The sequence below is a fragment of the Geothermobacter hydrogeniphilus genome (assembly GCF_002093115.1).
In the GTDB taxonomy this organism is placed as follows: domain Bacteria; phylum Desulfobacterota; class Desulfuromonadia; order Desulfuromonadales; family Geothermobacteraceae; genus Geothermobacter_A; species Geothermobacter_A hydrogeniphilus.
The window spans coordinates 84873-108598 of record NZ_NAAD01000006.1 but is presented as its reverse complement, the minus strand read 5'-3'; the positions used below and the strand labels follow the sequence as shown (position 1 = coordinate 108598).

18 protein-coding genes, 2 tRNA genes, 1 other RNA gene and 1 pseudogene are annotated in these 23726 nt (G+C 54.6%); 9 read left to right on the top strand and 13 right to left on the bottom strand.

Features of this window, described 5'->3' with window-relative positions:
- Positions 1–746: 746 nt before the first annotated feature.
- A complete protein-coding gene (locus B5V00_RS06690; RefSeq protein ID WP_172399642.1) occupies positions 747–2429 on the top strand; it encodes a tetratricopeptide repeat protein in 1683 nt (560 codons plus the stop codon).
- A 375-nt stretch (positions 2430–2804) separates the two neighbouring features.
- Here the strand turns inward: B5V00_RS06690 and B5V00_RS06685 are convergent, their stop codons facing one another.
- The 11 genes and pseudogenes from B5V00_RS06685 to B5V00_RS06635 form a co-directional block, all read right to left on the bottom strand.
- Complete coding sequence (locus B5V00_RS06685; RefSeq protein WP_085009991.1) at positions 2805–3113, bottom strand: hypothetical protein; 309 nt, start codon at positions 3111–3113, stop codon at positions 2805–2807.
- A 407-nt stretch (positions 3114–3520) separates the two neighbouring features.
- Positions 3521–3913: a hypothetical protein gene (locus B5V00_RS06680; protein ID WP_085009990.1), complete on the bottom strand. Its 393-nt coding sequence runs from the start codon at positions 3911–3913 to the stop codon at positions 3521–3523.
- Between the two features lie 20 nt (positions 3914–3933).
- Positions 3934–5388, bottom strand: a complete 1455-nt coding sequence (locus B5V00_RS06675) for a conjugal transfer protein TraH (protein ID WP_085009989.1) — start codon at positions 5386–5388, stop codon at positions 3934–3936.
- Positions 5366–5824: a hypothetical protein gene (locus tag B5V00_RS06670; RefSeq protein WP_085009988.1), complete on the bottom strand. Its 459-nt coding sequence runs from the start codon at positions 5822–5824 to the stop codon at positions 5366–5368. The genes B5V00_RS06675 and B5V00_RS06670 overlap by 23 nt, the downstream gene beginning before the upstream one ends.
- Positions 5805–6605 (bottom strand): conjugal transfer protein TraF, encoded by an 801-nt coding sequence (locus tag B5V00_RS06665; protein WP_085009987.1) that lies wholly within the window; start codon positions 6603–6605, stop codon positions 5805–5807. The genes B5V00_RS06670 and B5V00_RS06665 overlap by 20 nt, the downstream gene beginning before the upstream one ends.
- Entirely contained in the window at positions 6602–8053 is a 1452-nt protein-coding gene (locus B5V00_RS06660) for an HD domain-containing protein (protein WP_085009986.1), read from the bottom strand. The genes B5V00_RS06665 and B5V00_RS06660 overlap by 4 nt, the downstream gene beginning before the upstream one ends.
- Entirely contained in the window at positions 8043–9419 is a 1377-nt protein-coding gene (locus B5V00_RS06655) for a type IV secretory system conjugative DNA transfer family protein (protein ID WP_085009985.1), read from the bottom strand. Before B5V00_RS06655 ends, B5V00_RS06660 begins: the two co-directional genes overlap by 11 nt.
- On the bottom strand, positions 9391–10125 hold the full coding sequence (locus B5V00_RS06650; RefSeq protein WP_085009984.1) for a hypothetical protein: 735 nt from the start codon (positions 10123–10125) through the stop codon (positions 9391–9393). The genes B5V00_RS06655 and B5V00_RS06650 overlap by 29 nt, the downstream gene beginning before the upstream one ends.
- The gene (locus tag B5V00_RS06645; RefSeq protein WP_245803925.1) at positions 10122–10418 is read right to left on the bottom strand and encodes a lytic transglycosylase domain-containing protein; all 297 of its coding nucleotides are present in this window, start codon (positions 10416–10418) and stop codon (positions 10122–10124) included. The genes B5V00_RS06650 and B5V00_RS06645 overlap by 4 nt, the downstream gene beginning before the upstream one ends.
- A 300-nt stretch (positions 10419–10718) precedes the next feature.
- Positions 10719–11432: pseudogene (locus tag B5V00_RS17565) on the bottom strand (response regulator).
- A gap of 111 nt (positions 11433–11543) precedes the next feature.
- The gene (locus tag B5V00_RS06635) at positions 11544–11894 is read right to left on the bottom strand and encodes a PepSY domain-containing protein (RefSeq protein ID WP_085009983.1); all 351 of its coding nucleotides are present in this window, start codon (positions 11892–11894) and stop codon (positions 11544–11546) included.
- Positions 11895–12399: 505 nt separating this feature from the next.
- Between B5V00_RS06635 and B5V00_RS06630 the strand changes: the two genes are divergently transcribed.
- From B5V00_RS06630 to B5V00_RS06620, 3 genes are read left to right on the top strand one after another with little or no spacing between them, the layout of a single operon-like run.
- Positions 12400–13692: a TolC family protein gene (locus tag B5V00_RS06630; protein ID WP_172399641.1), complete on the top strand. Its 1293-nt coding sequence runs from the start codon at positions 12400–12402 to the stop codon at positions 13690–13692.
- A complete protein-coding gene (locus B5V00_RS06625) occupies positions 13692–14792 on the top strand; it encodes an efflux RND transporter periplasmic adaptor subunit (RefSeq protein WP_085009981.1) in 1101 nt (366 codons plus the stop codon). Before B5V00_RS06630 ends, B5V00_RS06625 begins: the two co-directional genes overlap by 1 nt.
- 3 nt (positions 14793–14795) lie before the next feature.
- Positions 14796–17834: an efflux RND transporter permease subunit gene (locus tag B5V00_RS06620; protein WP_085009980.1), complete on the top strand. Its 3039-nt coding sequence runs from the start codon at positions 14796–14798 to the stop codon at positions 17832–17834.
- Between the two features lie 346 nt (positions 17835–18180).
- Here the strand turns inward: B5V00_RS06620 and B5V00_RS06615 are convergent, their stop codons facing one another.
- Together B5V00_RS06615 and B5V00_RS06610 are read right to left on the bottom strand one after the other, a co-directional pair.
- Positions 18181–19353, bottom strand: coding sequence for a tyrosine-type recombinase/integrase (locus tag B5V00_RS06615; protein WP_085009979.1), 1173 nt, complete (start codon positions 19351–19353; stop codon positions 18181–18183).
- 304 nt (positions 19354–19657) lie between these two features.
- On the bottom strand, positions 19658–19891 hold the full coding sequence (locus B5V00_RS06610) for a hypothetical protein (protein ID WP_085009978.1): 234 nt from the start codon (positions 19889–19891) through the stop codon (positions 19658–19660).
- Between the two features lie 133 nt (positions 19892–20024).
- Here B5V00_RS06610 and tadA point away from each other — a divergent pair, with 133 nt between their 5' ends.
- The 5 genes from tadA to ffs all read left to right on the top strand — a co-directional run bounded on the left by tadA (position 20025) and on the right by ffs (position 23685).
- Positions 20025–20513, top strand: a complete 489-nt coding sequence (gene tadA, locus B5V00_RS06605; RefSeq protein WP_216355464.1) for a tRNA adenosine(34) deaminase TadA — start codon at positions 20025–20027, stop codon at positions 20511–20513.
- A 16-nt stretch (positions 20514–20529) separates the two neighbouring features.
- Positions 20530–20617, top strand: a tRNA-Ser gene (locus B5V00_RS06600).
- Positions 20618–20898: 281 nt separating this feature from the next.
- On the top strand, positions 20899–23268 hold the full coding sequence (locus tag B5V00_RS06595; RefSeq protein ID WP_085009976.1) for a putative bifunctional diguanylate cyclase/phosphodiesterase: 2370 nt from the start codon (positions 20899–20901) through the stop codon (positions 23266–23268).
- An 88-nt stretch (positions 23269–23356) separates the two neighbouring features.
- Positions 23357–23444: transfer RNA gene (locus tag B5V00_RS06590), tRNA-Ser, on the top strand.
- 142 nt (positions 23445–23586) lie between these two features.
- Positions 23587–23685, top strand: an RNA gene (gene ffs, locus B5V00_RS06585) — signal recognition particle sRNA small type.
- The last annotated feature ends 41 nt before the right edge of the window (positions 23686–23726 follow it).

The following is a 23726-nucleotide window of genomic DNA, read 5'->3' as shown; positions in this document are numbered from 1 at the left end:
ACAAAGGTGATTTCTAACAAAAAGCACGGTCCGGAAATCCGCTTGAAATGATGCTTTGCTCAGAACTTTTTAGCTGCAACCTTTGTTTGGTGGATAGAACCGGAAAATTTAAGAAATTTGAGAAATTTGAGAAAATTTTGAGATTCTCCTGCTATCGTTCCAGATTAAGTAGCGGGGCGGGGCCTCTGGGTAGTGGCATCTTGATGTAGGTTGATGTAGGTTGAAAATATCGGACACCGAAAAAATATTTCGAATCTATCCACGAAAAAAGGTGATTCGGCTCCAACATGCCGAAATTCAAGCGAAAGCCACCTTTCGAACAAAGGTGATTTCTAACAAAAAGCACGGTCCGGAAAATCCGCTTGAAATGATGCTTTGCTCAGAACTTTTTAGCTGCAACCTTTGTTTGGTGGATAGAACCGTCCTCCTTTGGGGAGCATGATCCACTGATATTGTGTCAAATTACGTCACAGACCACCTTTGTTTGGTGGATAGAACCGAAATATTTCAAAGAGCAGGGAATAAAGTAACGGTTTGGTGTCCGCTATTGACGGCCTCAATGCTCTTAAGCAAACCCAAGACCAATTGGATGGTAACCAGTTGAACTTATTAAGCTATTAACCGGACAGTAGTGTGTTTCAATATGTCAGCAGTTTTATCTGCCTGAGAAAATTGTGTTTTTGATTTCATCACTACAAATGTCCCCTCAGAATCTGGCTATTAGTGAACTTTCATGGGAGGTGAAGATGATTAAGGGAGTGCTTTTAAAGGCAGCTGCTAATGTGAAAGATAAAATTTTAGAGAAAGTAAGGGCAGACAAGGATAAATCGAAGAAATATTATTTGGAAGGCTTGTCTCAATTCGAAAATAAATATTACGAAACTGCTATTGAACTATTTAATAAATCGATAGAATTTGATGGCTCAAATAGTTATGCATTATATAAAAGAGCATATTGTTACTATAATATCGGAGATAACTATGATGATGCAATTCTTGATTTAGATAGGGCCATTAAAATAAATCCAAAAAATGCAGATTTTATTAGTCTCAGGGGGCGTTTATATTATTTAAAGTATGAGGATAAACAGGCTCTTCATGACATTGATAAGTCTATCAAGCTATACAAAAAGAGTGGAAATTGTGACTCATATGTTTATTATATTAGAGCAGAATTGTATGTATCTCTTGGTGAGTATAGTAAGGCCGAGAATGACTATAATATGGCCATTGAGCTAGATCCAGACTGTCATAAATACTATTTAAATAAGGGATTGCTCTTTGCGAAGGTTGGTAGAGATGATGAAGCATTAAAATGTTTTACAATATCGATCGAAAAAAATCCAAATGGAAAAGGATATATGGAAAGGGGGCGTTTGAATGCGAAAATTGGCAAATTTGAACATGCATTGTTGGATCTATCAAAGGCTATCATGAATATGCCAGAAAATTCAGATGCATATAAACTCCGAGCTAACATATATGAGGAAGTTGGCGATATTCATAATGCTTTAGATGATTATAAAAAGGCTACAGAGCTTGACCCCGATGATAAGGATCTATCTGATAGTATTTTAAATATCGAAAAGGAGATTATGACAAAAAGTGTTAGTAGAGTAATGAACTCATTAAATGAGTTGGTTGGTTTGTCAAAAGTAAAGGAAGAGGTGGCTTCGCTAATTAACTTTGCTACCGTTCAAAGAGAGAGACAAAAGCGCGGATTGCAATCATCTAAGATCTCGCATCATCTTGTTTTTACAGGTAGGCCAGGTACTGGTAAAACTACCGTGGCCAGGATAATCGCAGAAATATATCATCATTTGGGGCTATTATCAGGTGGTCACATTGTTGAGGCTGATCGTTCTATGTTGGTTGCCGGATATATTGGGCAAACGGCCATAAAGGTCAAGAATGTAATAGAGTCAGCAAGGGGAGGTGTTTTGTTTATAGATGAGGCATATTCTCTTAATCATGAAAATGATAGCTATGGTGAAGAAGCAATAGAAACTCTATTGAAGTATATGGAGGACTATCGAGATGACCTAGTAGTTATTGTTGCTGGATATGAAGATAAGATCAAGGACTTTCTTAAGTCTAATCCAGGATTATTTTCGAGGTTTAACAAATTTATCCATTTTGAAGATTATTCAACTACAGAGATGGTCGAAATCTTTAAGCATAATTGCAGGCAGTCGAAATATATTTTGTCTGATTGTACTATTGATGATCTAATGAAAATATTTACTTCTATGACCAATTCAATTGATGATATGTTTTCAAACGGTAGGGGAGTCAGGAATCTTTTTGAAAAGGTGGTTACTAGGCAGGCCGACAGAATTGCATCTAAGTCTAATTTAAACACAGAAGACCTGTTGACAATAATTAAAGAAGATATTCCCTCCTTTGATGAACTCGAGCTATCTATATAGATGTCGCTGTGGTGACCATTTTACGCAAGGCCCAAATTTTCAGTTCAACAGGGCGGACAAAGAACATCTCAGGTGATCATTTATTTCCGGATCTATCCACGAAAAAAAGGTGATTCGGTTCCAACATGCCGAAATTCAAGCGAAAGCCACCTTTCGAACAAAGGTGATTTCTAACAAAAAGCACGGTCCGGAAAATCCGCTTGAAATGATGCTTTGCTCAGAACTTTTTAGCTGCAACCTTTGTTTGGTGGATAGAACCGATCTGATATTGTTGGTTCTTGGCGGTAGCGAGTAAGTCATCTGGCCTTCGTTTCTGGCTAAAAAATAGAGTCAATTATGGGCGGATGACAAGAGTGCCGAATGAGTTAATAAATCTCAGTAGTTCCCGCCTCCAATGGTTACTGACATAGACCTTTTTTTACTCTCCCATCGCTCTCTCTCTCTCAACTCACGAGACGCTGCGATTTCCTCTGCAGTAAGGTGAGTCTCTTGGGGGTGAGTTTCTTCGGGGTGGGGCTCTTGGAAAGCGTCATTTGCGCGCTTTCGACGCAATTTTTCGTCGGCAATGCCCAACATCCAGCCCAGACAAAAGACCCCTGCAGTAGTGGCTAGAGGGAATGAGGCAAAGTTCCCGATAAGAAAACACACAATTGTCACCAATAGAATGTGCCAGATTTTAATCATGCGTTTCCTCCTCATTGGTAGTGGAACTGAAGCTTACAGAAAAGCTAATTTCAAGGTATTTAACGTGTACCTAGTGTTGAAGGAATACTGATGAGAAAATAATGTAACCGTAGAAGATCCTGTTTGCCCGAAGTCATCAAGTTTTATTAACAATTATATATGATTATATGCAAATCGCAAGCCTTAGCCTTCAATGCACTGCTATCTCATGTCTCCAAGGTAGAGCTAACTGGCTGATTCTTTTTATGGTTTTGCGTTCTGGTTGGTTGGTGAAGATTGGAACATCCGCTGTACCGAAGCTCAGATTTTTGACTGGAACTCAAGAAACGAGACTGTATAGTAACAGGTCCCAAAAAAACGGCCACTCGTTTGAATGACCGCTTTCGGTGAATGTTGCCCTTGTCAGTTTAGCCTTTTGCTGTCTTGGCGGTATTCTTGTCTTCAACCACCTCCAGTTCCGGCTCCTTCTTTATCGGGTTTTCAAACCCCCTCGGTGGCCGGTAGTCCATCCCCATCGCCACACACATCTCGGCATTGAGCTTGTTCATTTCCTGCCGCAGCACCTCGTTGCGTTCCAGGAACTGAACGGCCTGTTCGACCGGGACACCGTTGCGCCGCCCCAACTGCTGCCGCAACCGGTTGACGATGAAGTCATTGGCAGTAAGCAGGCGGATGAAGTCGTTGGTTTCCGCCGCTCGCCTCGGGACCACCTCAACATCGTCCCTTTTTGCCATCTCCACCCGGCGCTCCATCCGCTGTTGCCGGTAGTCCTTCTTCCCTTCCTTCTGTGCTTTTGCCATCTCTTCCTCCTCGATTGTGATTAACCGTTCGGTTTTGTCGCCCGATCAGCGAGACGTTCTCCGAAACGAGCTGCCAGTTCATCCCGGACATTCCGGGAAAATTCCTGCCTGCGTTTGACATAGGTTTCCAGGGCGTTGATCTCGCTCAGGGCTGCCGCGTAATCGGACCGGACCGCCGCGTACAGTTTGCCCGTGCGGTCCATCATGGCCGCGATCCGGTTCGACGCTTCCTGGACATTTTCAATCCGGCAGGTTGCCGTGGCGTTGCTCCCGGTCGGGTTGTTCTGCGTCGCCATGATCGTCTGCGCCGTATAGAGCAGCTTGCTGGTCCTGGCGAACAGATCGGCCAGCAGCCGGTAGGAGTAGGCTTTGCCGGCGACATTCCCCAGGTAGCTGACTTCGGCCTGGACCATTCCGGCGGACCTGGCGTTTTTGAGAATCAGGGAGACCGGAAGGGGCATGGCGTTCATGAAGTCGGTTTCGGTCGAGGTCAGCGGCTGCCGGCTGGTGTACCTGGTGTTGATGGCCTGGATCATGTTCTGGACATAGACCTGCAGGTTCCTGTTGGCATCCGTGATCGGGGCGCAAGCTCCGCCCGTCGGGCGGCCCTCGGCGTCACCGTTGATGAAGTCATCGAGGCCGGTATTCTTTTCGCAGGGGTCGTCTCCCACAACCTTGTAAGCCCCGAACCCGGTGGCGGCATTCGGGGCCTCGATATACACGTCACCGACGTACCCCCGGATCAGGTCCAGGTAGTCGAGGTTCGTCATGCCGACTTTCGCGGCGACGTTCTGCAGTACGCTTCCTCCTGCGAAAACATCCCTGAACTCAGCCGAACAGCCCGACATGGACCCTGCGGCGGCCGCCGGGTCGGGGTTGTCGTTGTCGGCCTTGCGCTGCTTCTGGAACTCGGTCCAGAGATCCCCGACCCCGGTTGACTGCCACCAGTCGGTCTGGATCGCTCCCAGTTCCTTCTTCTTGTCCGGATTGGACACCAGCGGGTTGGCGATGGTTGCGACCAGAGCCTTTGACGCCCGGCATTCGTCGAGCTGGATATTGTTCAGTTTCGACGCCATGTTTTCCATGGACCTGATGGTGTCGGACACCTGGGGGGCCAGAACCTTCAGGGCGACATCGAAGGCGGCCGCCGGGGCCGCGTTCATGATCCGTTCGAGCTTTTCCACCAGGTAATCGGTGTTGAGAAAGGTCATTCCGCCCATGAAGGCGTCGATGCCGCCGCAGCCGGTTTTCAGTTTCGGCGGGGACATGCTCCAGAGGTAGTCGCTGCGGGTGTTCCAGCGGGCGCTGAAGCTCCCGGCGGTGTAGTAGTTCCGGGTCTGTCCCTGGTAGCTGCCGGGAGATGATTCGGTCTTCTGGTTGACCCAGTCATCCACCCACCCGGCGTGGGCGGAGGTCAGCCCCGTCAGGACCAGAACCGCGACAAGGACGACTCTAATGCAGGCTCGTTGGTTCATGGCTGGTATCCTCCAGGGCACAGGCGTTCAGGTTCAGGATCTCCTTGGCGACAACCAGTTCGGATACGGGGATTCCGGCGAGTTCGGCAATTTCGTCGGGAGAGCGGTGCCGCCAGTGAACACCGTCCGTTCCGATACAGACCTCATCGTAGCGGGCACGGCCATTTACCTCGCCGTACACAACCTTTTCGTCGTAATGCTCGACAAGCAGCGAGTCGTGAGCCGACAGGTCGGGAAATTCGTTCTGGATGTTCTTCCAGATGTTCTCAATGCTGTTTGTCACGCTGGGACCGGGGTTGTTGGCCAGTTCGCTCGCCAGAAAAACGGTACGTCTTGCCCCCGGGATGATGCGCAAATGACAGATTCCGATGGACCCCGGAAACCGTCCCGCGTAGACCAGAAACCCGGACTGGGCCTCATTGTCGGGTTTCGACATCGTAGCCGCCTCCTTTCTGGAAATCGTAGAGGTTGAAGTTCTCCGGGGATATTTCTCCCCGCATCAGCCGGATCGCCCGGAACAGGTGTGACTCGATTTCCATGACCGACGCGACCCCGGTTGTCACCGGGAAGAAGTCCTGCGATCCCTTGTGGATCAGAATCAGGGTTGGTGTTGTCTCCACGCCGAGTCTGTCGGCCAGAGCCGGGTTGGCCTGAATGTCGATAGGTTTGACCTGCCAGCCCAGCCGTGACGTGACTAGCGGCAGGATCTGGTCCTGGGCCTGGCAGAAGGCGCAGGAATAGGAGCGGAAGTAGAGCAGGGCAAACTCCTCTCTTGCCTGGGACAGCTTCTGCCGGCGCTCCTCGATCTGCGCCCTGGTCATGGCGTTGCGGCCCGGCGTGGTGAGGGGGTTGTCCTTGGCCGTGGTCAGTTCCGGGTATTTCTGCCAGACCAGTTCGGAAACATTGGTAAACGCCCTGGCCTTGCGTCGGATAATGTCCTGCACCAGGTAGTGACGCCTGACGTTTTCCTCGGTCGGCAACCGGATCGCTTCTTTCGTGACGGCCTCGGCGTAGTCCTTCAGCATGTCCGGGTCCATCTCCATCATCTGCTGCACCGTGTAGTTGGGAAGTGGCGGTGGCTCTTCTTCCTTCTTTTCTGTCTTCGTGGGCGGTGTTTCGTACCACCAGTACCCCCGCCTGGGAGGTTCCTGGTAGGCGGCCAATGCCTGAACGGCCACAAGGCACAGGCACCCGGCCAGAAGGGTTCGATATCTCATGCCCCGCTCTCCTGGTTCGGAAGCTTGACTTTCTGCACCATCTTCCTGATCCCCGGTCCTTTGAGGGCTTCGAGCTGGGACGGCAGGGCCTTGAAGGCTTCAGCCCGGAACGGGATCAGGGGAACGCGAAACGCCTTGCCGCTGCCCATAACGATCAGGCACTGGGCGGTGTGGTAGCCCTCTGCGACCAGGCTGGTGTTGATGGCGTTCAGCTCCTGGCTCATGCGCTCCACGATCCTGCCGAGATACTTCCGTTTCGTTCCCTCATCGGCATCGCCCAGTTGCAGTTCCGGAGCTTTCCTGCCGGCCTTCTTGATCTCCTGCCAGAGTGCGTCCGGCTGGCAGAGGACATGCCCTTCCGGAGTCGAGATGATCGACCAGCGGCCCTTCTCGATCCGGTTGATCCGTTTCTTCAGGGCGTCGAGGATGGTTTCCAGGTCGAAGTCCTGCAAAAAATCCCCGTCCCTGGTCGACGGTGACGGGGTATGCTCTTCCGCCTGCCCGCCGGCTGCCTGGCTGCCCGTCAGTTCCTCCTCTGTCTTCTCGCTGTCCGCGGCGGACTTCGAGGGTTGCTCCTTTTTCGGTGTCTTCGCTTTAGATATGAGTACCGGGGGAACCTCCGGGGCGGCTTCTTCTCCTGGTTTCTCCTCTCCTGCCTCCTCTTCCAGCCGGATCTGTCCTGCCGGGGAGAGCCTGCTGATCTCCTCAAGCCGGGCCTTCTGGTCGGCCTGTTTCAGTGCCGTCCCGAGAGGGTTTTCCGGGGCGAGCTGGTGGTGTTGCCGGATGGCTTGGGAAATATCGTCCATGTTCGACATGGACTCGAATCCGGGGATGCGGTTGAGGGCGATGATGGAGAGGATCGGATGATCTCCCGTCCGGTAGAGCGTGTCCTGGTAGGCGGGGATCTTGCCGAGGTCGTGACCAAGGCCGGCAATCAGGGCGTCAGGGACCATCACCGCCTGCTTCATACCGCCCGCCAGGTGTCCGGCCACAGCCAGGCTGTGCTGCCAGAGCGGGACTTTCGCCAGCAGGGCGAACACGTCCTTGTCGTACTTGGCTTCGGCCTCGTTTTTGTTGCGCTGCACGACGGAGGGGCAGTTGCCCTGGCTGTCGAGAATGGACAGGATGCCCTCAATGACCTGTCTTTTCTCTCCCTGGACCGTCGGCAGGGTCAGCCAGCGGGCGTGGAACTGGCGGATCTCCTCCCTGGCATATTCGGGAGGCGGCTGCGGTTCGTTGCGGACTTCGGGAGTGATCCGCCAGATCCGGGCGATTTCCCGGAAGTCAACGACATCGCCCTTGCCCGTCCAGAGCCAGGCGATTTCTCCGAGCAGGCGACGTTCCCCTTTCTTTCCGCGAGAGCGTTGTGGAAGAAGCTGGGCGGCGGCGTAGAGGATCAGCACTAGGCAGGCGCCACCGCCGATCAGCAGGATCAGGTCAGACAGCATGACGTTCACCCTGATTGCGGTCAGCCCGAACGATGGCCGGCGCGTCCGGGAACTGGATGGTCAGCTTCGGGTCCTTGACGGTGGCGGTGCGGCCCCGATGCCTGCCGGAGAAGGTCATCATATAGAAGTCCTGCGGCTGCAGGCTCAGGATGTCCTGCACCCGCAGCACGTCTTCCTCGATCTCGCGGGTGGTGATCTGCGCCGGGTTGTAGATGGTGGACAGGACCTTCCTGGTTCCGAAGTGCTGGACGACGTACTCGGAGGTTTCGGCGTCGGTGCAGCGCATGAAGATCTTGGTATTGGTGTTGTCGAGAATGGACTTCGCCTCGTTCTCTCCCAGGACGGAGTAGAGCTGGTTGACCGACTGGGCGAACGCCTGGACCATGACACCGGCTGATCCGGCTTTGGCGAACAGGTCTTCGACACCCTTGTAGAAGAGGGACTGGGCCTCGTCGATGTAGATGGACAGGCCCCGCTCGATTTTCTGCCGCCCGGAGAGGTAGACCCGGCCTACGAAGGACTGGATCATGGAGAGAACAACCCGCCCGAGGGTTTCTCCGGCCTCGCGGGTAATCATCGAGCCGGTGTGGACGACCAGGATCACGCCCTTGCCCTGTTCCATTTTTTCGATGAACCGGTTGCTGTCGGCTTTGCCGATGATCTGGCCGATGTTGCCGCTGGACAGCTCGTTCAGGGCGGTTCTCAGGGTCGTGCTGACTTTCTCGTAATATCCCTGGGGGGAATCGAGAATGTCCTGGAGGACGCCTGCTACCGACTGGGCCTCCGGGTCGGTAATCCGTTCCAGGGCTTGCCGCATTTCCTCCAGGGCGGACCTGCGGATAGCCTGGCGCACGGAGTCGATGTTCTGGATGGGGGGACGGCCTTCGGCGCGGGCGAGCAGGATGTTGCCAGTGACGACCGCCGAGGCGACTTCCTTGGCGACGTTGCGATAAAAAGGTTCCTTGCCGTCCTTGATGCCGGCGACCAGGTGACCGACCAGTTCGTCCGGCATGAAGTAGTAGGCCAGCGGGTCGATGACCGCCGAGTATTCGGGGTAGATCGGCGTGACCAGTTGCATCTCCTCTTCCCTGCCGCACTGTCGGGCCACGTCGTATATCTTCGTGAAAATCTGCTGGTCCCCCTTGGGGTCGAGAAAGACGATATTCTTGCCGGCCCGGATGTCCTGCTCGATCATCAGTTCGGCCAGGCGGGTTTTGCCGACCCCGGTGGTGCCGAAGACGAAGGTGTGTCGTTTGCGGTGGCTGTCGGGCAGGCGGATGGGGATGATTTTGCCGGGGTTGTCGAGGTTGACCCCGGTGCCGATCAGGGTGGTCGGTTCAGGCGCTTTTTTTCGTCTGAAGAACACGGACGATGATCCTTTCCTTCAACTCCCGGGAGACGGTTTTGATGGCGTCTTTGGGGAGGAATCTGGATGATTCGATTTCGCTGAAAGCTCCTGCTATCCGCCTGGCACAGTGGATTTCCTGGATTTCGGTTGTCTGGCGCAGCAGCAGTTCCGGTAAGACTTTGGATGTACGGCTCAGTCGAATATGGACCTTGTAGCGGCCGTTCTGCTGGACCGGGAGGATGCTGGTGACGAGAAATGTCCGGATCTCTCCGAGAAGAAGGCCGCCACGCTCTTTCTTTGGGATGTAGCGGACCGGGCAGGTGCCGGTAAGGGTGAGTTGGCGGAAGTGGTCCTCAGTCTCCAGGGCCAAGGTGACATCGCCGGTTCGGGAGACCTGGCGGATTTCGCCTTTTACCACCTGGCCACGAAGGGAGCGGAGCAGGTTGCCTTCGTGGATGGCCTGGCGCTTTTCGAGTTCCTGCTTGATCCGGTGGCGGATCTGTCGCTGGAGGTGTCGGGACAGAGTGGTCGGGTCGACCAGGACGGCTGGCTGGTTGTCTCCACCTGTCAGGTTCAGGGAGATGATCTCCAAGTCGTTTCCAAGGCGTATCAGACAGGTCGTTCCGAATGAGGCGGAGAGAACCGTGGAGATGGCTGACTCGATGGCCTCCGCGGCCATGTTCTCGGGGAGGTTGTATTTCTCCAGCAGGTCTTTCGGGATCACCGGGATTCCTCCCTGAGGATCGCAGCGATATGGGCGGCGTAGGCGTCCCTTCTGGTCGGGGTTCGACTGTGGTAGCAGCCGACGGCCCGCCAGGTGTAGCTGTAGTCCTGGATGCACCGGCTCAAAATCCATGCGCCGGTCATGATGTTGGTGCAGGGGTCGAACAGGTAGTCCCAGGTCGGGCCGAGCTGGTCCAGCCAGATGGAGTTGATCTGCATCAGTCCAATATCGACGGTGCCGTTGCGGTTGTGGTTTGGGGCCGCAGAGCCAAAATTACTCTCGGCCTTTGCGATGGCGCGGAGCCGGGGGGGGGTACCTGGTAGGTTTCACCGGCCTCCTGGAAGCAGAAAGAGTCAGCCCAGGACGGGCTGACTGCTAGAAATAGGATTATGTAGGCAAGGCGTGGCATGATTTCTTCGCCCCTTTGCTGTTATTTCCTGAAGAGGTTGTCCAAGTTGGTCCTTGAGGAGCCCTGGCCGGATTGCGTCTCGGGTTCCGGTTCGAGGTTATCGCTGGAGGTGGCAGCCCATGATCGACAAACTGTTTACGTTTGTTGACTATGGAATGAGTACGGGGGGAACCTTGAGTAGAAGTTACTGCGGGCGAAGGTAACGAAGATGTCTGACGGGCGATTGGCTTTGGTTTTCTGGACTCAGGGGGTTTTGGGATTGGAGCCGCTGGATTTGAAAGTTAAGAAGTTTACCCAGCTTCCTGCGCAGATGATGGATGTGCACTTCGACTGCGTTGCTTTCGATCTCGGTCTCCCAGCCGTAAAGGCGTTCCTCCAGCGTCTCCCGGCTTACGACCCGCGCAGGGGATTCCAGCAGGGCTTCGAGCAGGGCATATTCCCGCGGGGACTAGGAGACTTGCTTGCTTTGCAATCGGCAGACTTTCGTGGCCGGGTTCAGGCTCAGGCTACCATAGACCAGCAGTGGATCGATCCGTCCGTGGCGGCGTCTCTGAACCACCCGCATCCGCGCCCCCAACTCGTCAAGGTCGAAGGGCTTGGTGACAAAATCATCGGCCCCGGCATCGAGACCGGCAATCCGCTCGGCAACCGCATCTTGGGTCGTGACAATGATGACCGCAGCGTCTCCGCCGCCGTGCCGGTAGTTGGTCAGCACCTCCAGCCCGGAGCCATCCGGCAGCCCCAGGTCGAGAAGCACCATCTCGTAACGGCCAATGCGAAGCGCCATAGACGCATCCACTGCAGAGCGAGCCCAGTCGACAACATGACCCTCCTGCACCAATCCCTGGAGCATCACCTTGCCGATCATGGCATCATCTTCGACCAACAGGAGTTTCATGGAAAATACCTCCATCATCGCCCGGAGGGACAATGCTACTGACCATATCTCTGGTTTTTCCCTACACAGAACATACCGACCGGCCGCCACGACGGCCGGTCGGTCATCGACTCAATCGCGCTCTACTTTATCATGATCCCCATCGTCATCGTCTTCGGGATCAAGCCGCTTGTCGAGCACCTTTCCTGTCCCGGGATCGACCCGGACCTCATAGTCCCGGCCGCCAGACACCACCTCGACCAGATAAACGGGTACGGCCTCCTCGTCATCCAGTTCTGCACTCACCGCCACCCCTTGAGCAGCGTCCTGGGCCTGGGCAATGGCCTCGGTCAGGCTTACCTTGGCGGCTTTCAGCGCCTGCATTTCGCGGGCATCCTTCTCATCCGCCACCGCCACCGCCAGCGTTCCGGCCAGCAAGCCGACCATAAGCACACCGAAAAACAACATTCCCTTTTGCCTCATCACAGATTCTCCTTCCACCGCGTCCGAACAATCCGAACAGCGAGATCGCGGGCTATCCACCGCTCGGTCCGGCAACAGAAGACCTGGTCAAATCGATGGTTGTTACCGGCACCCACAGACTAGCCCTGAACCCTTAAGCCTGCCTGAAGATAATCGACACCTCCTTAAGGCAACCTTAAGGAGGGCCTGTTAGGGTCCTGCTGCCGGCGACGGGGTTTTCTGCTTCTTTCTACCCAAGGCTCCCTGAGTAGCTGCAACAAGCTGACCGTAGAGTGGACTGGCATGGCTAGGTTCTGCTTGTACGCTGAAAAGCCGAGCCCGATGGAGTTTCAATCGAACTATGAAACGTGGATTTTTAGGATCAGGACAATATCTTACAAAATGGGCACGCTGCTGGCGATATGTAGGCGCTTTTTTGCTCCTTGTTACCGTTAGTGGCTGTGCCACATACCGCCCGATGCCCATCACCGAGGAGGGGGGTCGTGCCAGGTTGCAGCCTCCTGACATGGCACAGGTGCAAGCTCTTGCGCGTGAAATCAAACATCCGATTCTCCACCCGGTTGAGTTGAAGGCGGATGAGGGACTCTCACCTGACGGCGCGGCCGTTCTGGCGGTTTTGCTGAATCCATCCCTGCGTGCGGTTCGCGCTCAAAGAGCACTGTCGGGCGCACAGGTACTCGATGCAGGTTTATTGCCTAATCCTGAATTGACTTACAGCCTTGACGTGCCGATAGGCGGCGACACGGCTGGCAGAGTAAATGCCTTTGGCTTGGGCTTGAACTGGAATGTGACGTCTCTAATTTCTCGAACTTCAAGAGTGTGGGAGGCAAAAGCACATAGCGAGGCCATTGATTTGGATATTGCCTGGCATGAGTGGCAGGTTGCTCAAGGGGCCAAGGCAGCCGTCTACCAATTGTGGAGCCTGCAGAGTCAAATTGGGCTACTTGAACAAGTTCGTCAGCAGATGGTGGAAAATCTGGATCATGTCCGGAAAGCAGTCTCGAATGGTTTCATGACCGCAAGTGATTTGAATTCAGTCCAGACCGCCAATTCAAGTGTGAATGAGCGGCTGCTCTCGCTTGAGAAACAGGCCGACCAACAACGACTGAAGCTTCTGCGATTGCTGGGACTTCCGACCGATTCACAGATCCGTTTGAGTAAAAACCTTCATCTGCCTTCCAGGATTATCTTGCCGAATACGTCTTTAATGGACGGGTTGGAGCAAAGGCGTTTGGATCTTCTCGCATTGCACCATGAGTACGACAGCCAGGAGGCGAGGGTTCGAGCTGCTGTGCTGGAGCAATTTCCGAGGATCAGCGTCGGTCCGACGATCAACAGAGACACAGACAACTTACGGACCACTGGATTCAGCCTAAGCATAGAGTTGCCGATCTTTAACCGAGGCCAGGGGAAAATAGCGGTCGAGCGAGCGACTCGCAAGAAGCTTTACGATGAGTACATAACTCGTGTTTTTGAAACCCACTCAGATATTGAGCAAGTTGAATCCGGTATCCGATTCTTGAACGAGCAGATTGCCGCCGCCCAAGCAACGGAAACAGATCTCAGAAAGCTGGTTGAAAACTATCGCGCGGCTTTGACTGATGGACGAGCCATTGCCCTAGTCTATTACCGTACATGGACTGACCTGATCGATGCGCAGATAAAAGTTGTTGATTTGAAAGGGCAACTCGCCCAGGCCGTGGTCGCGCTCGAGCTGGCAACGGGCTTTTATAAAATTCCGGAAGCAGACCAGTCGTCGGAAACGGTATCGACGGAGTTCGGAGTGGAGAAAAAATAATGAAGAATAAATATCTTACAATCCTGATGATGGTTGTCGTGATCATCGGATTTGGAGCCTATGCTCTTTTGCACATCGGGCCCCTGGAGTCGGCCGCCGGGAAAATCGCCACCGATTCATCATCCGCCCCCGAGCCGCTGATCAGCACCGCGTATCCTACTAAGCGCACTTTCACACTTCAGGTTCATTGGGTCGGCACAGTGGAATCACAGGTATCCATCGAATTGACCGCTCTCGTGGCGGGGAGGGTCGAGGCCATTGACGCCGAAGATCAAAATCTTATCGAAAAGGGCCAGTCCATTATGCGGCTGGGGGGCCCAAAAATCGAAGATTCCCGCGCCAGACTCATGGCTCAGATCGAATCCCTAGAAACGCAGGTTCGACTTAGCCAGGAAACACTTGTACGCCTTGAAGAGAATCTCAAGACTCGGTTGACGACCAAGGATCAGGTGGCTGCGGCACAGGAAGCGAAGGTCAGGCTGGAGACGCAGTTGCGTGATGCGCGGTTGAATCTGAAAACCTTAAACCAGCAAAGCCGTATAACTGCGCCCATGAAGGGAATATTTACCAACCGGCGGGTCAGCGTGGGGCAGGATGTGGCCGCCGGTCAAGTTGTCGGCGACGTCATCGATACGGCTCGGTTGCGGATCAAGGCGTCGCTTTTCCCTCCACGGGGCGTTGAGTTGCAGGGCCGTGAGGTGGTCATTCGCTTGAATGAAAGCCAACCCCTCACTGGCATAGTCCGGCAGGTTCTCCCAGTGGCTTCCAGTACAGGTGCTGTGACGGTGTGGATTGAAGGCCCGCAAATAGACGCGCAACTGCGACCCGGCCAATCGGTCGGAGGGGAAATCGTGGCTCAATCGAGATCCGGCGTCTTGGCGGTACCGGAATCGGCAATCGTTTATGACGCTCAGGACCATCCGTTTTTATTCGTTAGTAAAGACGGTACCTATGAGCGCATCGGCATCCAAACAGGAATGGCGCAAGACGGCTGGGTCGAGATCCTTTCCGGCTTGAAAGAGGATCAGTTGGTTATTTTCAGGGGAGCTTATGAGCTTTTCTACCGTAAATTCAATGAACAGTTCAAGGTGCAGGATTAAGGCATGCGTAAGTTTCTCCATCTGGCTATCGCCAATCCCATCGCGGTCCTTCTGTTTGTCGTCGTTGTCGCCGGGGGAGGCATCTTCTCCCTGCTGCATTTGCCCGTGGGGTTGTTTCCGGGACTGGATGTGCCGGTGGTCAATGTTATCTCCCACGATCCCGGCACCGCGTCCGAGGACATGGAACTGCTCATCACCCGCCCCATCGAAGACCGTATTCGTGCAATTCCCGGTGTGCGGCGCGTATCCTCCACCTCTGTCGAGGGGATTTCTCAGATTACCGCCGAGTTCGCTTGGGGGACTCGATTGACCGACGCCCGGCAGCTTGTCCAGGCGGAACTCTCATCCGTGCAAAGCAATCTGCCGGCTGGCGTGACGCCACGCCTGGAAAATATCGGAACCACGCTACAGGAGGTCGCCGGTTATGTGGTTTACGGAGCTGGAGACCCGGTTGATCTGCGTGCCACAGTGCAGTTGAACCTCGCCAGCCGTCTGATGGGCGTGGAAGGGGTTTCCCGAGTGGAGGTGCTGGGCGGTGATGAACCAGCGTTTGTCGTTCACGTCCGCCCCGAGGCGTTGTCCCGTATCCATTTGACCATCAGTGATGTGACGGCCGCGCTGGTCAGGTATAACCGGGTGGCGGCAGCTGACTTCATAACGAGAGGGTCGCGGGAGTACCTTATTCGCGGTGATAGCCGACTTCAAACCATTGATGATGTCCTCTCGGTGCCAGTGGTTGAAAATGGTGCCAACTCCGTTCTTCTCAAGGATATCGCAACCGTTACGCCTGGGCGCGTACCGCGCCATTACGCTTTACACGGCAACGGTTTGCCAGCGGTTTCCTTTGTTGTCTTCAAGCAGCCTAATGCCAGCACAATTGATGTTGTTCGCGGCGTTGATCGAGAACTGAAGGAATTCAGGTCCCTTCTGCCTAAGAGAGCCCAGGTTCGAAAGTTTTACGATCAGTCCGATATCGTGACCGAGGCACGCGATTCCCTTTTTCACGATCTGATGGTCGGTGCATTGCTTGCCGCCGCTGTGCTTTTTTTCTTTATGGGAACGGTGCGGGCAACCTTGATCGTCACTGCAACCATTCCGATCACGTTGCTGGCAACCCTGGCGCTGATGCAGGCATTCGGTCAGACTCTCAATGTGATCACCCTCTCGGCGCTCACACTGGCTGTCGGCATGGTGGTCGACGATGCCATCGTGGTGGCCGAAAACGTGGGGCGACATCTACATGCAACGGGAGACCGTCAGTCCGCCAGCCTGGATGGAGCGGCGGAAATTGCGGGGGCCGATGCGTCCGGAACTTTCACCACGGTGGCCGCATTTGCGCCCCTGCTTTTTCTCGGAGGGATAGCAGGTCTTTTTGTGCGGCCATTCGGACTGGTGGTCAGTGGGGCTTTGCTGGCTTCGCTTATCGTCTCCCTGACTTTCGTGCCGATGATGTTCGGTCACATCGGCTCGACCGGACAGCGTCGCGCTGTCGGTTCACGGCTATTGACCTTTATCGACGCTGGCCTGCGGAAGACGCTTCATTTTGCTTTCGCCCACCGGGGCCTGACAGTGGCTGTGGGCGTTATGATGCTTGGATTGGGAGGCCTTGCCGCATGGTTGGGGCCGATCAGTGTTTTGCCGCCAATCGACGAGGGAGCCCTTCTGGTCGAATACGTTATGCCGCCTGGCACATCGCTCAAGGAAAGTAATCGCATCGGCGATACCTTGGAGCGTACCGCCCTCGCCCAGCCTGACATTGAAACCGTTCAACGCCGCACTGGTTCACCGGCGAACGGATTCCAGATTGAAGGTGTCAACAAGGGTGAGATGGACATGAAACTTGTTCCACGCGGCAGCCGCCACTATACCGTAGAACAGATCTTCGACCATTTGCGTGCCTCCTATAGCAAGATACCCGGCGTGGCATTTTTGTATCATCAACCGACCCAGGAGAAGATGGACGAGAGCCTCTCCGGTTTACCAGCCATGTTCGGCGTGACTGTCTTCGGCCCCGACATGAATGAATTGGTGTTTTTGGCCGGGCAAGTTGAAAAGGTAATGGCTCAAGACCCAACGATTGCCAACATCGTGAACAACACAAAAATCAAGAGCCCGCAGATCGTTGTCCGGCCGAACCCGGTTGAGTTGGCCCGCTTCGGCCTTTCTCCGGCTGATGTTTTTGAAACGATCCAGGCAGGCCGGTTTGGGGTTCAGGCCACAACCATCCTTCACCAGCGACAACAGGTGCAGGTTCTGGTTAAAAGCAATGTCCCTTCAGATAGCACGATTGATTGGCTGAGAGATCTCACCATTCCTGCGGCAACGGGTCAAACCGTACCACTTAAAACAGTGGCTGATATTCAAACAACGTATTTGCCTGCGGCTGTAACGCGCCTCAACGGAGAACGTGAAATCACCATTTTGGCTGAAGTTGATGGGAGCATTTCTGCCGCCGTAAGTCGGCTTCAGCAGAAGTTTTCGTCCATCTCCCTTCCGGATGGATACAGCATCGCCTTCACCGGCCAGTACCAGGTTCTCCAGCGTACAATAATGGACTTCGTCCTGATCGGGCTGGCGGCTGTCATATTGATTTATCTCATCATGGCTATGCAATTCCATTCCTTTTTACAGCCACTTATCATTCTGGTGACCATTCCTGTCGCTCTTGTTGGCGCGATTGTGCTGCTTGCGGTAACCCAGGTCGGACTGGACGTCTCTGTAGGCATGGGGGGGCTCACGCTTATAGGAATCGCTGTCAACAACGCGATTGTGCTGCTTGATTACACCAATCAACAGATCAGCGCCGGGCATACGATATCGGGTGCGCTCCAGGAAGCCGCTTCCATCCGTCTCCGACCTATCCTTATGACGGCTATAACTACAATTTTCGCTTTGATCCCGGTTGCGGTGAATCCTGCTGTTGGTTCGCGGATATTTCAACCATTTGCAATAACCGTAATCGGGGGGCTCTTATCATCCACCGTAGCCACCTTGGTTCTGGTTCCCGTGTTTAGGACCTTTCTTTCACGCCAATGGAAATAATAGGGGCCCCCTGAACAACTATAACCAGCTGAGAAACTATTAGGTGAATCGTGGCCCCGTGGAGAAAAAGCAGCGAAACGGATTGTCAAAGATCGTTATGCAAGCAAAACCGGTACTTGAGCAGTTCGACGATCTGCTCAAATATGCGGTTGGCACACAGCTAAGACGAACTATTTACGGCGGTATCGCCGTTCCACAGCCTTTGTTTTGTGGATAGGTCCGAAATAAAAAGTGAGGATATCTGGGAGGCAGTTTTTGCGCGACATTACTCTATGTGCCAGTAGCTTGATCGGACATAAATTGTTTCAGATGCCTCGTTTATGTATGGTCAGGATGTTGTCCTGTTTTACGAATGGATGACCTGACTCAGCTTCCGTCCCCAGGCTTCGAGAGCGATCTGCTTTTCCCGGTCGTAGCCGTAACGGTCATATACGGCTGTTACCTCATGCTCGGCGTGATTGAGGATCTTGGCGATGACCAAGCGGGAGGTTCCGAGGCTTGCCATGTGGCTGGCGGAAGTGCGGCGGAGATCATGTGGTGTGAAGTCAAAGCTCAGCTCTCCGTCGTTGGGCTCTTTGCAGATGCGCGCTTTTCTCTGCCGAAGGGCTCTGGCGAGAGCGTTCGGGTTGATAGGCTGTCCCTCGGCGCGGGAGGGAAAGACGAAGCCGCGTTTTCGGACAGGACCCAGCAGGGATTTGGCCGTGTCGTTCAGGAAAACCCGGTGCATTCGCCCATTCTTGGCCTTGTCGGCTGGAATTGTCCACCAGTCGTCGCTGATTTCTTCCCAGCGCATGGCGGTCACCTCGCCCGGGCGTTGGGCTGTTGCAAGGATTGTCAGCAGGGCACGGCGGGTGATGTCAGTAAATTCGATAGTCCATAGGGCTTTGATTTCCTCAAAGCTCAGGACCCGGTCCTTTCTGACCTCTTTGCCGGGGGCTTCGATATTTTGGCAGGGCGACAACTCAAGTACGCCCCGTTTGATGGCAAAGTTGAACATTTTACGAATCACGGCCAGGGTACGGTTGGCCATGATGGGGCCGCGCACTGCTACCTCGTCGAGCAGGGAGATGATCTCCGGGCGGGTAATGCCAGCCAGTTTGCGGTTGCCCCATTTAGGGATGATATCCTTTTCAAGAATGCGTCGGTCTTCCTTGGCGCTCTTCTTGTTCGGCTCAGCCCACTTTTTCAGATAGACCTCGACGAACTCCTGTACGGTTGGTGCATTTATGCGGTTGGTTTTCTCCTCCAGTTTGATCTGCAGCGGATCTTTCCCGTCTGCAATCAAGTTCTGAATCTCCTCCAGTTTCCTGCGGGCGGTCGCCAGAGACATGGCAGGGAATTTGCCGATCGTGTGCCAGTGCTGTTTGCCGTCGAAGGTGTACAGGGTGACAAAGGACTTGCCCCCGGAAGGAGAAACTCGCAGGTAGAGTCCGGGTTCGAACTGTTTCAGGTAGGTATTCTCCTTTGGAGCGAACCTTTTTCCATTCAGGGTGGCATTAGTGACTTTTCTTTGGGCCATGGTGTGTCGCGCTATTAGCAGAATCGTTCTGCTAATAGATTTGCTAATAACTTTTCCGGTTCGGCATGGACAGAGATGAACACTAATGACTCGCAGGAACAATTATAACACATTGTTATCACAAATGAAAAGTCAATTTATTGAAGAGATATGGAAAAGTGTGAAATCGTATCTGATACTGACTACGGATCAGAAGGTCGGGAGTTCGAATCTTCCGCGGCGCGCCATTTAAAATAAGGCCCCAGCACTTTTACGGTGCCGGGGCCTTGTTGTTTTGTGGGGTGGGGCGGGAGTTTGGCTGCTGTCAGAAACGCCCGGGATGATCAAGGGCGGCGGTCTGCGGCGCGGATTCCGTGTCGATCAACATGGGTGGATCGGGCGTGATCCGGACCCGGGCTTCCCGTTGCAGGTCATCGGCCGTCAAGGCGGCCAGGGCGGCCAGGTAAAGTCCCAGGGCCAGCAGGGTGAAAATCCCCAGAAAAGTTGTCCCCGGATGGCGTGTCTTCAGGGTCAGTTGTGCGCTGTTTGGTTTGTGCATGGTTTCAGCCCGTGGTTTGAGGTTGTTCTTTTTTATCGGCGGTCCGGTGGGTTCCCTTAGTTTTTTCTGTGGTCTTGTCAGCGTTTCAAGTTCGTGATACAAGTATCCACCGTTCGGCAGGGCCAGGTGGTTGATGATGCAGGAGACACAACAGGGCGAGGACCATGGCTACATGCTGGAGGCTCTTGCCGAGGCCCGGCGGGCGGAAACCCTTGCTGAAGTCCCGATCGGCGCGGTGATCGTCCATCAGGGCGAAATCATCGCCCGGGCCCACAACCGGCGGGAAGTTGATCAGGATCCGACGGCCCATGCCGAGTTGCTGGCGATCCGGCAGGCTGCCGAGGTGCTCGGCTCCTGGCGGTTGCTTGACTGCAGCCTTTATGTCACTCTCGAACCCTGCGTGATGTGCATGGGAGCGATTATACTCAGCCGGATACCGCGGCTGGTCTATGCCTGTCGCGACCCACGGGCCGGCGCGGTTGGATCGATTTACGAACTGCACCGGGATGAACGTTTCAACCACCGGGTCGAGGTGGTTGAGGGGGTGCTGAGAGAGGAATGCAGCGACGTGCTGAGAGAGTTTTTCCGGCAGTTGCGCGAACGAAAAAAAGCTGCAAGATAAACATAATCCAGAATCTGGAGGGGTGTCCGAGCGGCCGAAGGTGACAGACTCGAAATCTGTTGTGGCGCAAGCCACCGGGGGTTCGAATCCCCCCCCCTCCGCCAAGTAAAAACAAGGGCTTAGCCGTTTTCGGCTAGGCCCTTGTTTTTTTCTTCCTGGCTCGAATGAAGGATTGGTGGAAAGATTAGTGGAAAGATATGGGTTTTCGGGGGGGCTTGAAACGGAGCGGGTGCCCCTCGATTTCCCCTCTTTTTTTCGCTAGTTCCCCCAATTTTCAGGGTAAAGACAGACTCCTGCATTGCCGATATGAAGAAAGGCCGCGACAGGACAGAATCGGATTGGTCGGTTCGCTGCTGCTGGCTCAAGTCTGGCGAAGGTAGCTGTTGTGGGAGAGCGCGGTTTCATCATCAATGCGGCATCCGGCGGCAACGGTTGGAGATGCGCAGACCGTTTTGTTCAGCGGGTGCTGTGGCCGCTGATGCTGCTGGCGTCGGTGGGTGCTCTGCTGGTCTGGGATGAACAGGTGTGGCTGTTTGCCCTGGTGGCAGGTGGGCTGCTTCTTTTTCCGGCGGTGACATCCTCTTCTCGCGTCGGGGAAAAGGACAGCGAAACGCATGATGCCGCCGATGATCTGCAGCGTTACCGGCTGGTGGTTGAATCGGCGATCGATGTTTTTTTTCAGACCGATGAAAAGGCGCGCTGGACCTACCTGAATCCGGCCTGGGAACACGTGACCGGGCGTCGACGGGATGAGACGCTCGGTGAGGAACTGCTTGATTCGGTTTACGCTGACGATCGGGACAGGGCACGGGCATTGATTGCCCCCCTGCTGGCGGGGGAAGAACCCTTTGCCCAATGTGAGCTGCGGCTGAAGACGCTGGCTGAGAGCTACCGCTGGGTGGAACTGGTGGTCCGTCCCTTCGGGCGTATTGATCATGGGATCTCCGGGTTGACGGGGACGATCCGCAACATTACCGCCAAACGTCTGGCCGAAGAAGCCCTGCGGGAAAATGAAGAGCGCTACCGGCGAATTTTTCTGAATATCCAGGATGTCTATTTCGAGGCCAGCATGGGAGGCATCCTGATCGAAATCAGTCCCTCGGTCGAGCATCTGCTCGGTTACCGTAGGGACCAGTTGGTCGGAAGGCTTTTTTCCACCATTTCGGCGGAACAGGGGAGGATGGCTGAAATTCGTGAGAAGCTGCTTGAGTCGCCGCAGTTGAAGGATTTCGAACTGCAGCTGCGGCGCAGCAGCGGAGAAACCATTGCCTGTTCGATCAACATCAGCCTGATCTGCGACGCGGGAGGAAAACCCCTCAAGCTGGTCGGTTCGATCCGCGATATTACTGAACGCAAGCGGGCCGAAGAGGAAATCCGCAAGCTGGCCTATCATGATATTCTGACCGGACTTCCGAACCGCAGCCTGTTTTATGACCGCCTTGACCAGGCTCTGGCGCAGGCCAGTCGGCATGACCATCCTCTTTCGCTGCTGTTTCTCGATCTTGATCGTTTCAAGGACGTGAACGACACTCTCGGTCATGATGCCGGTGATCGTCTGCTGCAGGCGGTCGCCGAGCGGTTGCGTGCCTGCGTGCGGCAGAGTGATACGGTCGCCAGGCTCGGCGGGGACGAGTTTGTCGTGCTGTTGACCTCGGTGAAAACCGAACGGGACGGGGTTATCGTCGCCGAAAAAATTCTCGAACTGCTGGCTGAGCCGGTGAGCCTTGACGGCAAGACGGTTTTTACGTCGACCAGCATCGGCGTGGTGATGTATCCGCATGATGGTCGCAATGCCGAGACGTTGCTCAAGCATGCCGACATGGCGATGTATGCCGCCAAGGAAAAGGGACGCAACAACTTCCAGTTTTTCTCGGAGGAGATGAACCGCAACGCCTATGACCGCCACATGCTGGAGCACAGGCTGCGCGAAGCCATCGAACAGGAACATTTCCAGGTCTATTACCAGCCGCAATGGGATATGCAGACCCGTTCTCTGATCGGCCTGGAGGCGCTGGTGCGCTGGATCGATCCGGAGGAGGGGATGATTTCTCCGGCACGGTTCATTCCGGTCGCCGAAGAGACCGGTCTGATCCGGCCGCTCGGCGAATGGGTGTTGCGCAGCGCCTGTGCCCAGGTTCAGGCCTGGCATGAGGAGGGTTACCCCCAGGTTCGGGTCGGGGTCAATATCTCCGGTCGGCAGTTCCGCCAGCCCGACCTGGTGGCGATGATTGACCGGATCCTGGCCGAAACGGGGCTGCCGGCGGAGTTCCTTGAGCTGGAATTGACCGAGAGTTACCTGATGGAAGATGCCGAGGCGACCAATCGTATTCTGGCCTTTCTCAAGGTGCGTGGTATCGATCTGGCGATTGATGATTTCGGTACCGGTTATTCCTCGCTTAATTATCTCAAGAATTTCCCCATCGACCGCATCAAGATCGATCAGTCTTTCATTCGCGACGTGACCGGGAGTCGGGATGATGCCGCCATTGTCGAGGCCATTATCGGCATGGCGCAGAGCCTGGAACTCGATGTCATTGCCGAGGGTGTGGAGACCGCCGAGCAATTGAAATTTCTGCAATCCCGCGGCTGCCAGGAGATGCAGGGGTATTTTTTCGCCCGGCCGATGCCGGTGGATGAAGTTTCCCGTTACCTGGCCGAAAATCGTGATCGCCTGCGCCTGCCCCGACGGGGAGACGATCGTGATTACACCGCTCTGCTCGGTGACTTCGACCATCTCTCCGGAGCCCTTCACTAGGGGCTTCACGACCGGTTTTCCCCTCCCTTTTTGCTGCGCCAAAAAACCTTTACAGCCCATTCCCCTTCGTGTATTCTACGCACCCTGCGGAGAGGTGACCGAGCGGCCGAAGGTGCACGATTGGAAATCGTGTGTAGTGAAAGCTACCGAGGGTTCGAATCCCTCCCTCTCCGCCAGCTTCAAACAAAGGTAGACGGGTTCCCTGGGGGGATTCGAAGCGGAGCGAGCGCGTCCAGTGGACGAAAAGCGGCCCGCGAACATTTTCTCTGCGGGCGTTTCTTTTCTGTTTTTCCGCGGCTGATTGCCGCCAGAAGTGACAGCCGGGTCCCGCGCAACGGGCGGTTGCCAACTCCGTCAGGCCCGGAAGGGAGCAGCGGTAACAACCTCTCCCGTGTGCCGCGGGGGTGCCTGGCTGTCACTTGTGGCGGCAATCTCTTCTTAATGTCTATTCCTTGGAG

Bases quoted from the DNA above. Each gene is read 5' to 3' on its own strand.
- B5V00_RS06690 (WP_172399642.1), top strand. From the start codon at position 747: ATGATTAAGGGAGTGCTTTTAAAGGCAGCTGCTAATGTGAAAGATAAA.
- B5V00_RS06685 (WP_085009991.1), bottom strand. From the start codon at position 3,113: ATGATTAAAATCTGGCACATTCTATTGGTGACAATTGTGTGTTTTCTT.
- B5V00_RS06680 (WP_085009990.1), bottom strand. From the start codon at position 3,913: ATGGCAAAAGCACAGAAGGAAGGGAAGAAGGACTACCGGCAACAGCGG.
- B5V00_RS06675 (WP_085009989.1), bottom strand. From the start codon at position 5,388: ATGAACCAACGAGCCTGCATTAGAGTCGTCCTTGTCGCGGTTCTGGTC.
- B5V00_RS06670 (WP_085009988.1), bottom strand. From the start codon at position 5,824: ATGTCGAAACCCGACAATGAGGCCCAGTCCGGGTTTCTGGTCTACGCG.
- B5V00_RS06665 (WP_085009987.1), bottom strand. From the start codon at position 6,605: ATGAGATATCGAACCCTTCTGGCCGGGTGCCTGTGCCTTGTGGCCGTT.
- B5V00_RS06660 (WP_085009986.1), bottom strand. From the start codon at position 8,053: ATGCTGTCTGACCTGATCCTGCTGATCGGCGGTGGCGCCTGCCTAGTG.
- B5V00_RS06635 (WP_085009983.1), bottom strand. From the start codon at position 11,894: ATGAGGCAAAAGGGAATGTTGTTTTTCGGTGTGCTTATGGTCGGCTTG.
- B5V00_RS06630 (WP_172399641.1), top strand. From the start codon at position 12,400: ATGGCACAGGTGCAAGCTCTTGCGCGTGAAATCAAACATCCGATTCTC.
- B5V00_RS06625 (WP_085009981.1), top strand. From the start codon at position 13,692: ATGAAGAATAAATATCTTACAATCCTGATGATGGTTGTCGTGATCATC.
- B5V00_RS06620 (WP_085009980.1), top strand. From the start codon at position 14,796: ATGCGTAAGTTTCTCCATCTGGCTATCGCCAATCCCATCGCGGTCCTT.
- B5V00_RS06615 (WP_085009979.1), bottom strand. From the start codon at position 19,353: ATGGCCCAAAGAAAAGTCACTAATGCCACCCTGAATGGAAAAAGGTTC.
- B5V00_RS06610 (WP_085009978.1), bottom strand. From the start codon at position 19,891: ATGCACAAACCAAACAGCGCACAACTGACCCTGAAGACACGCCATCCG.
- tadA (WP_216355464.1), top strand. From the start codon at position 20,025: ATGATGCAGGAGACACAACAGGGCGAGGACCATGGCTACATGCTGGAG.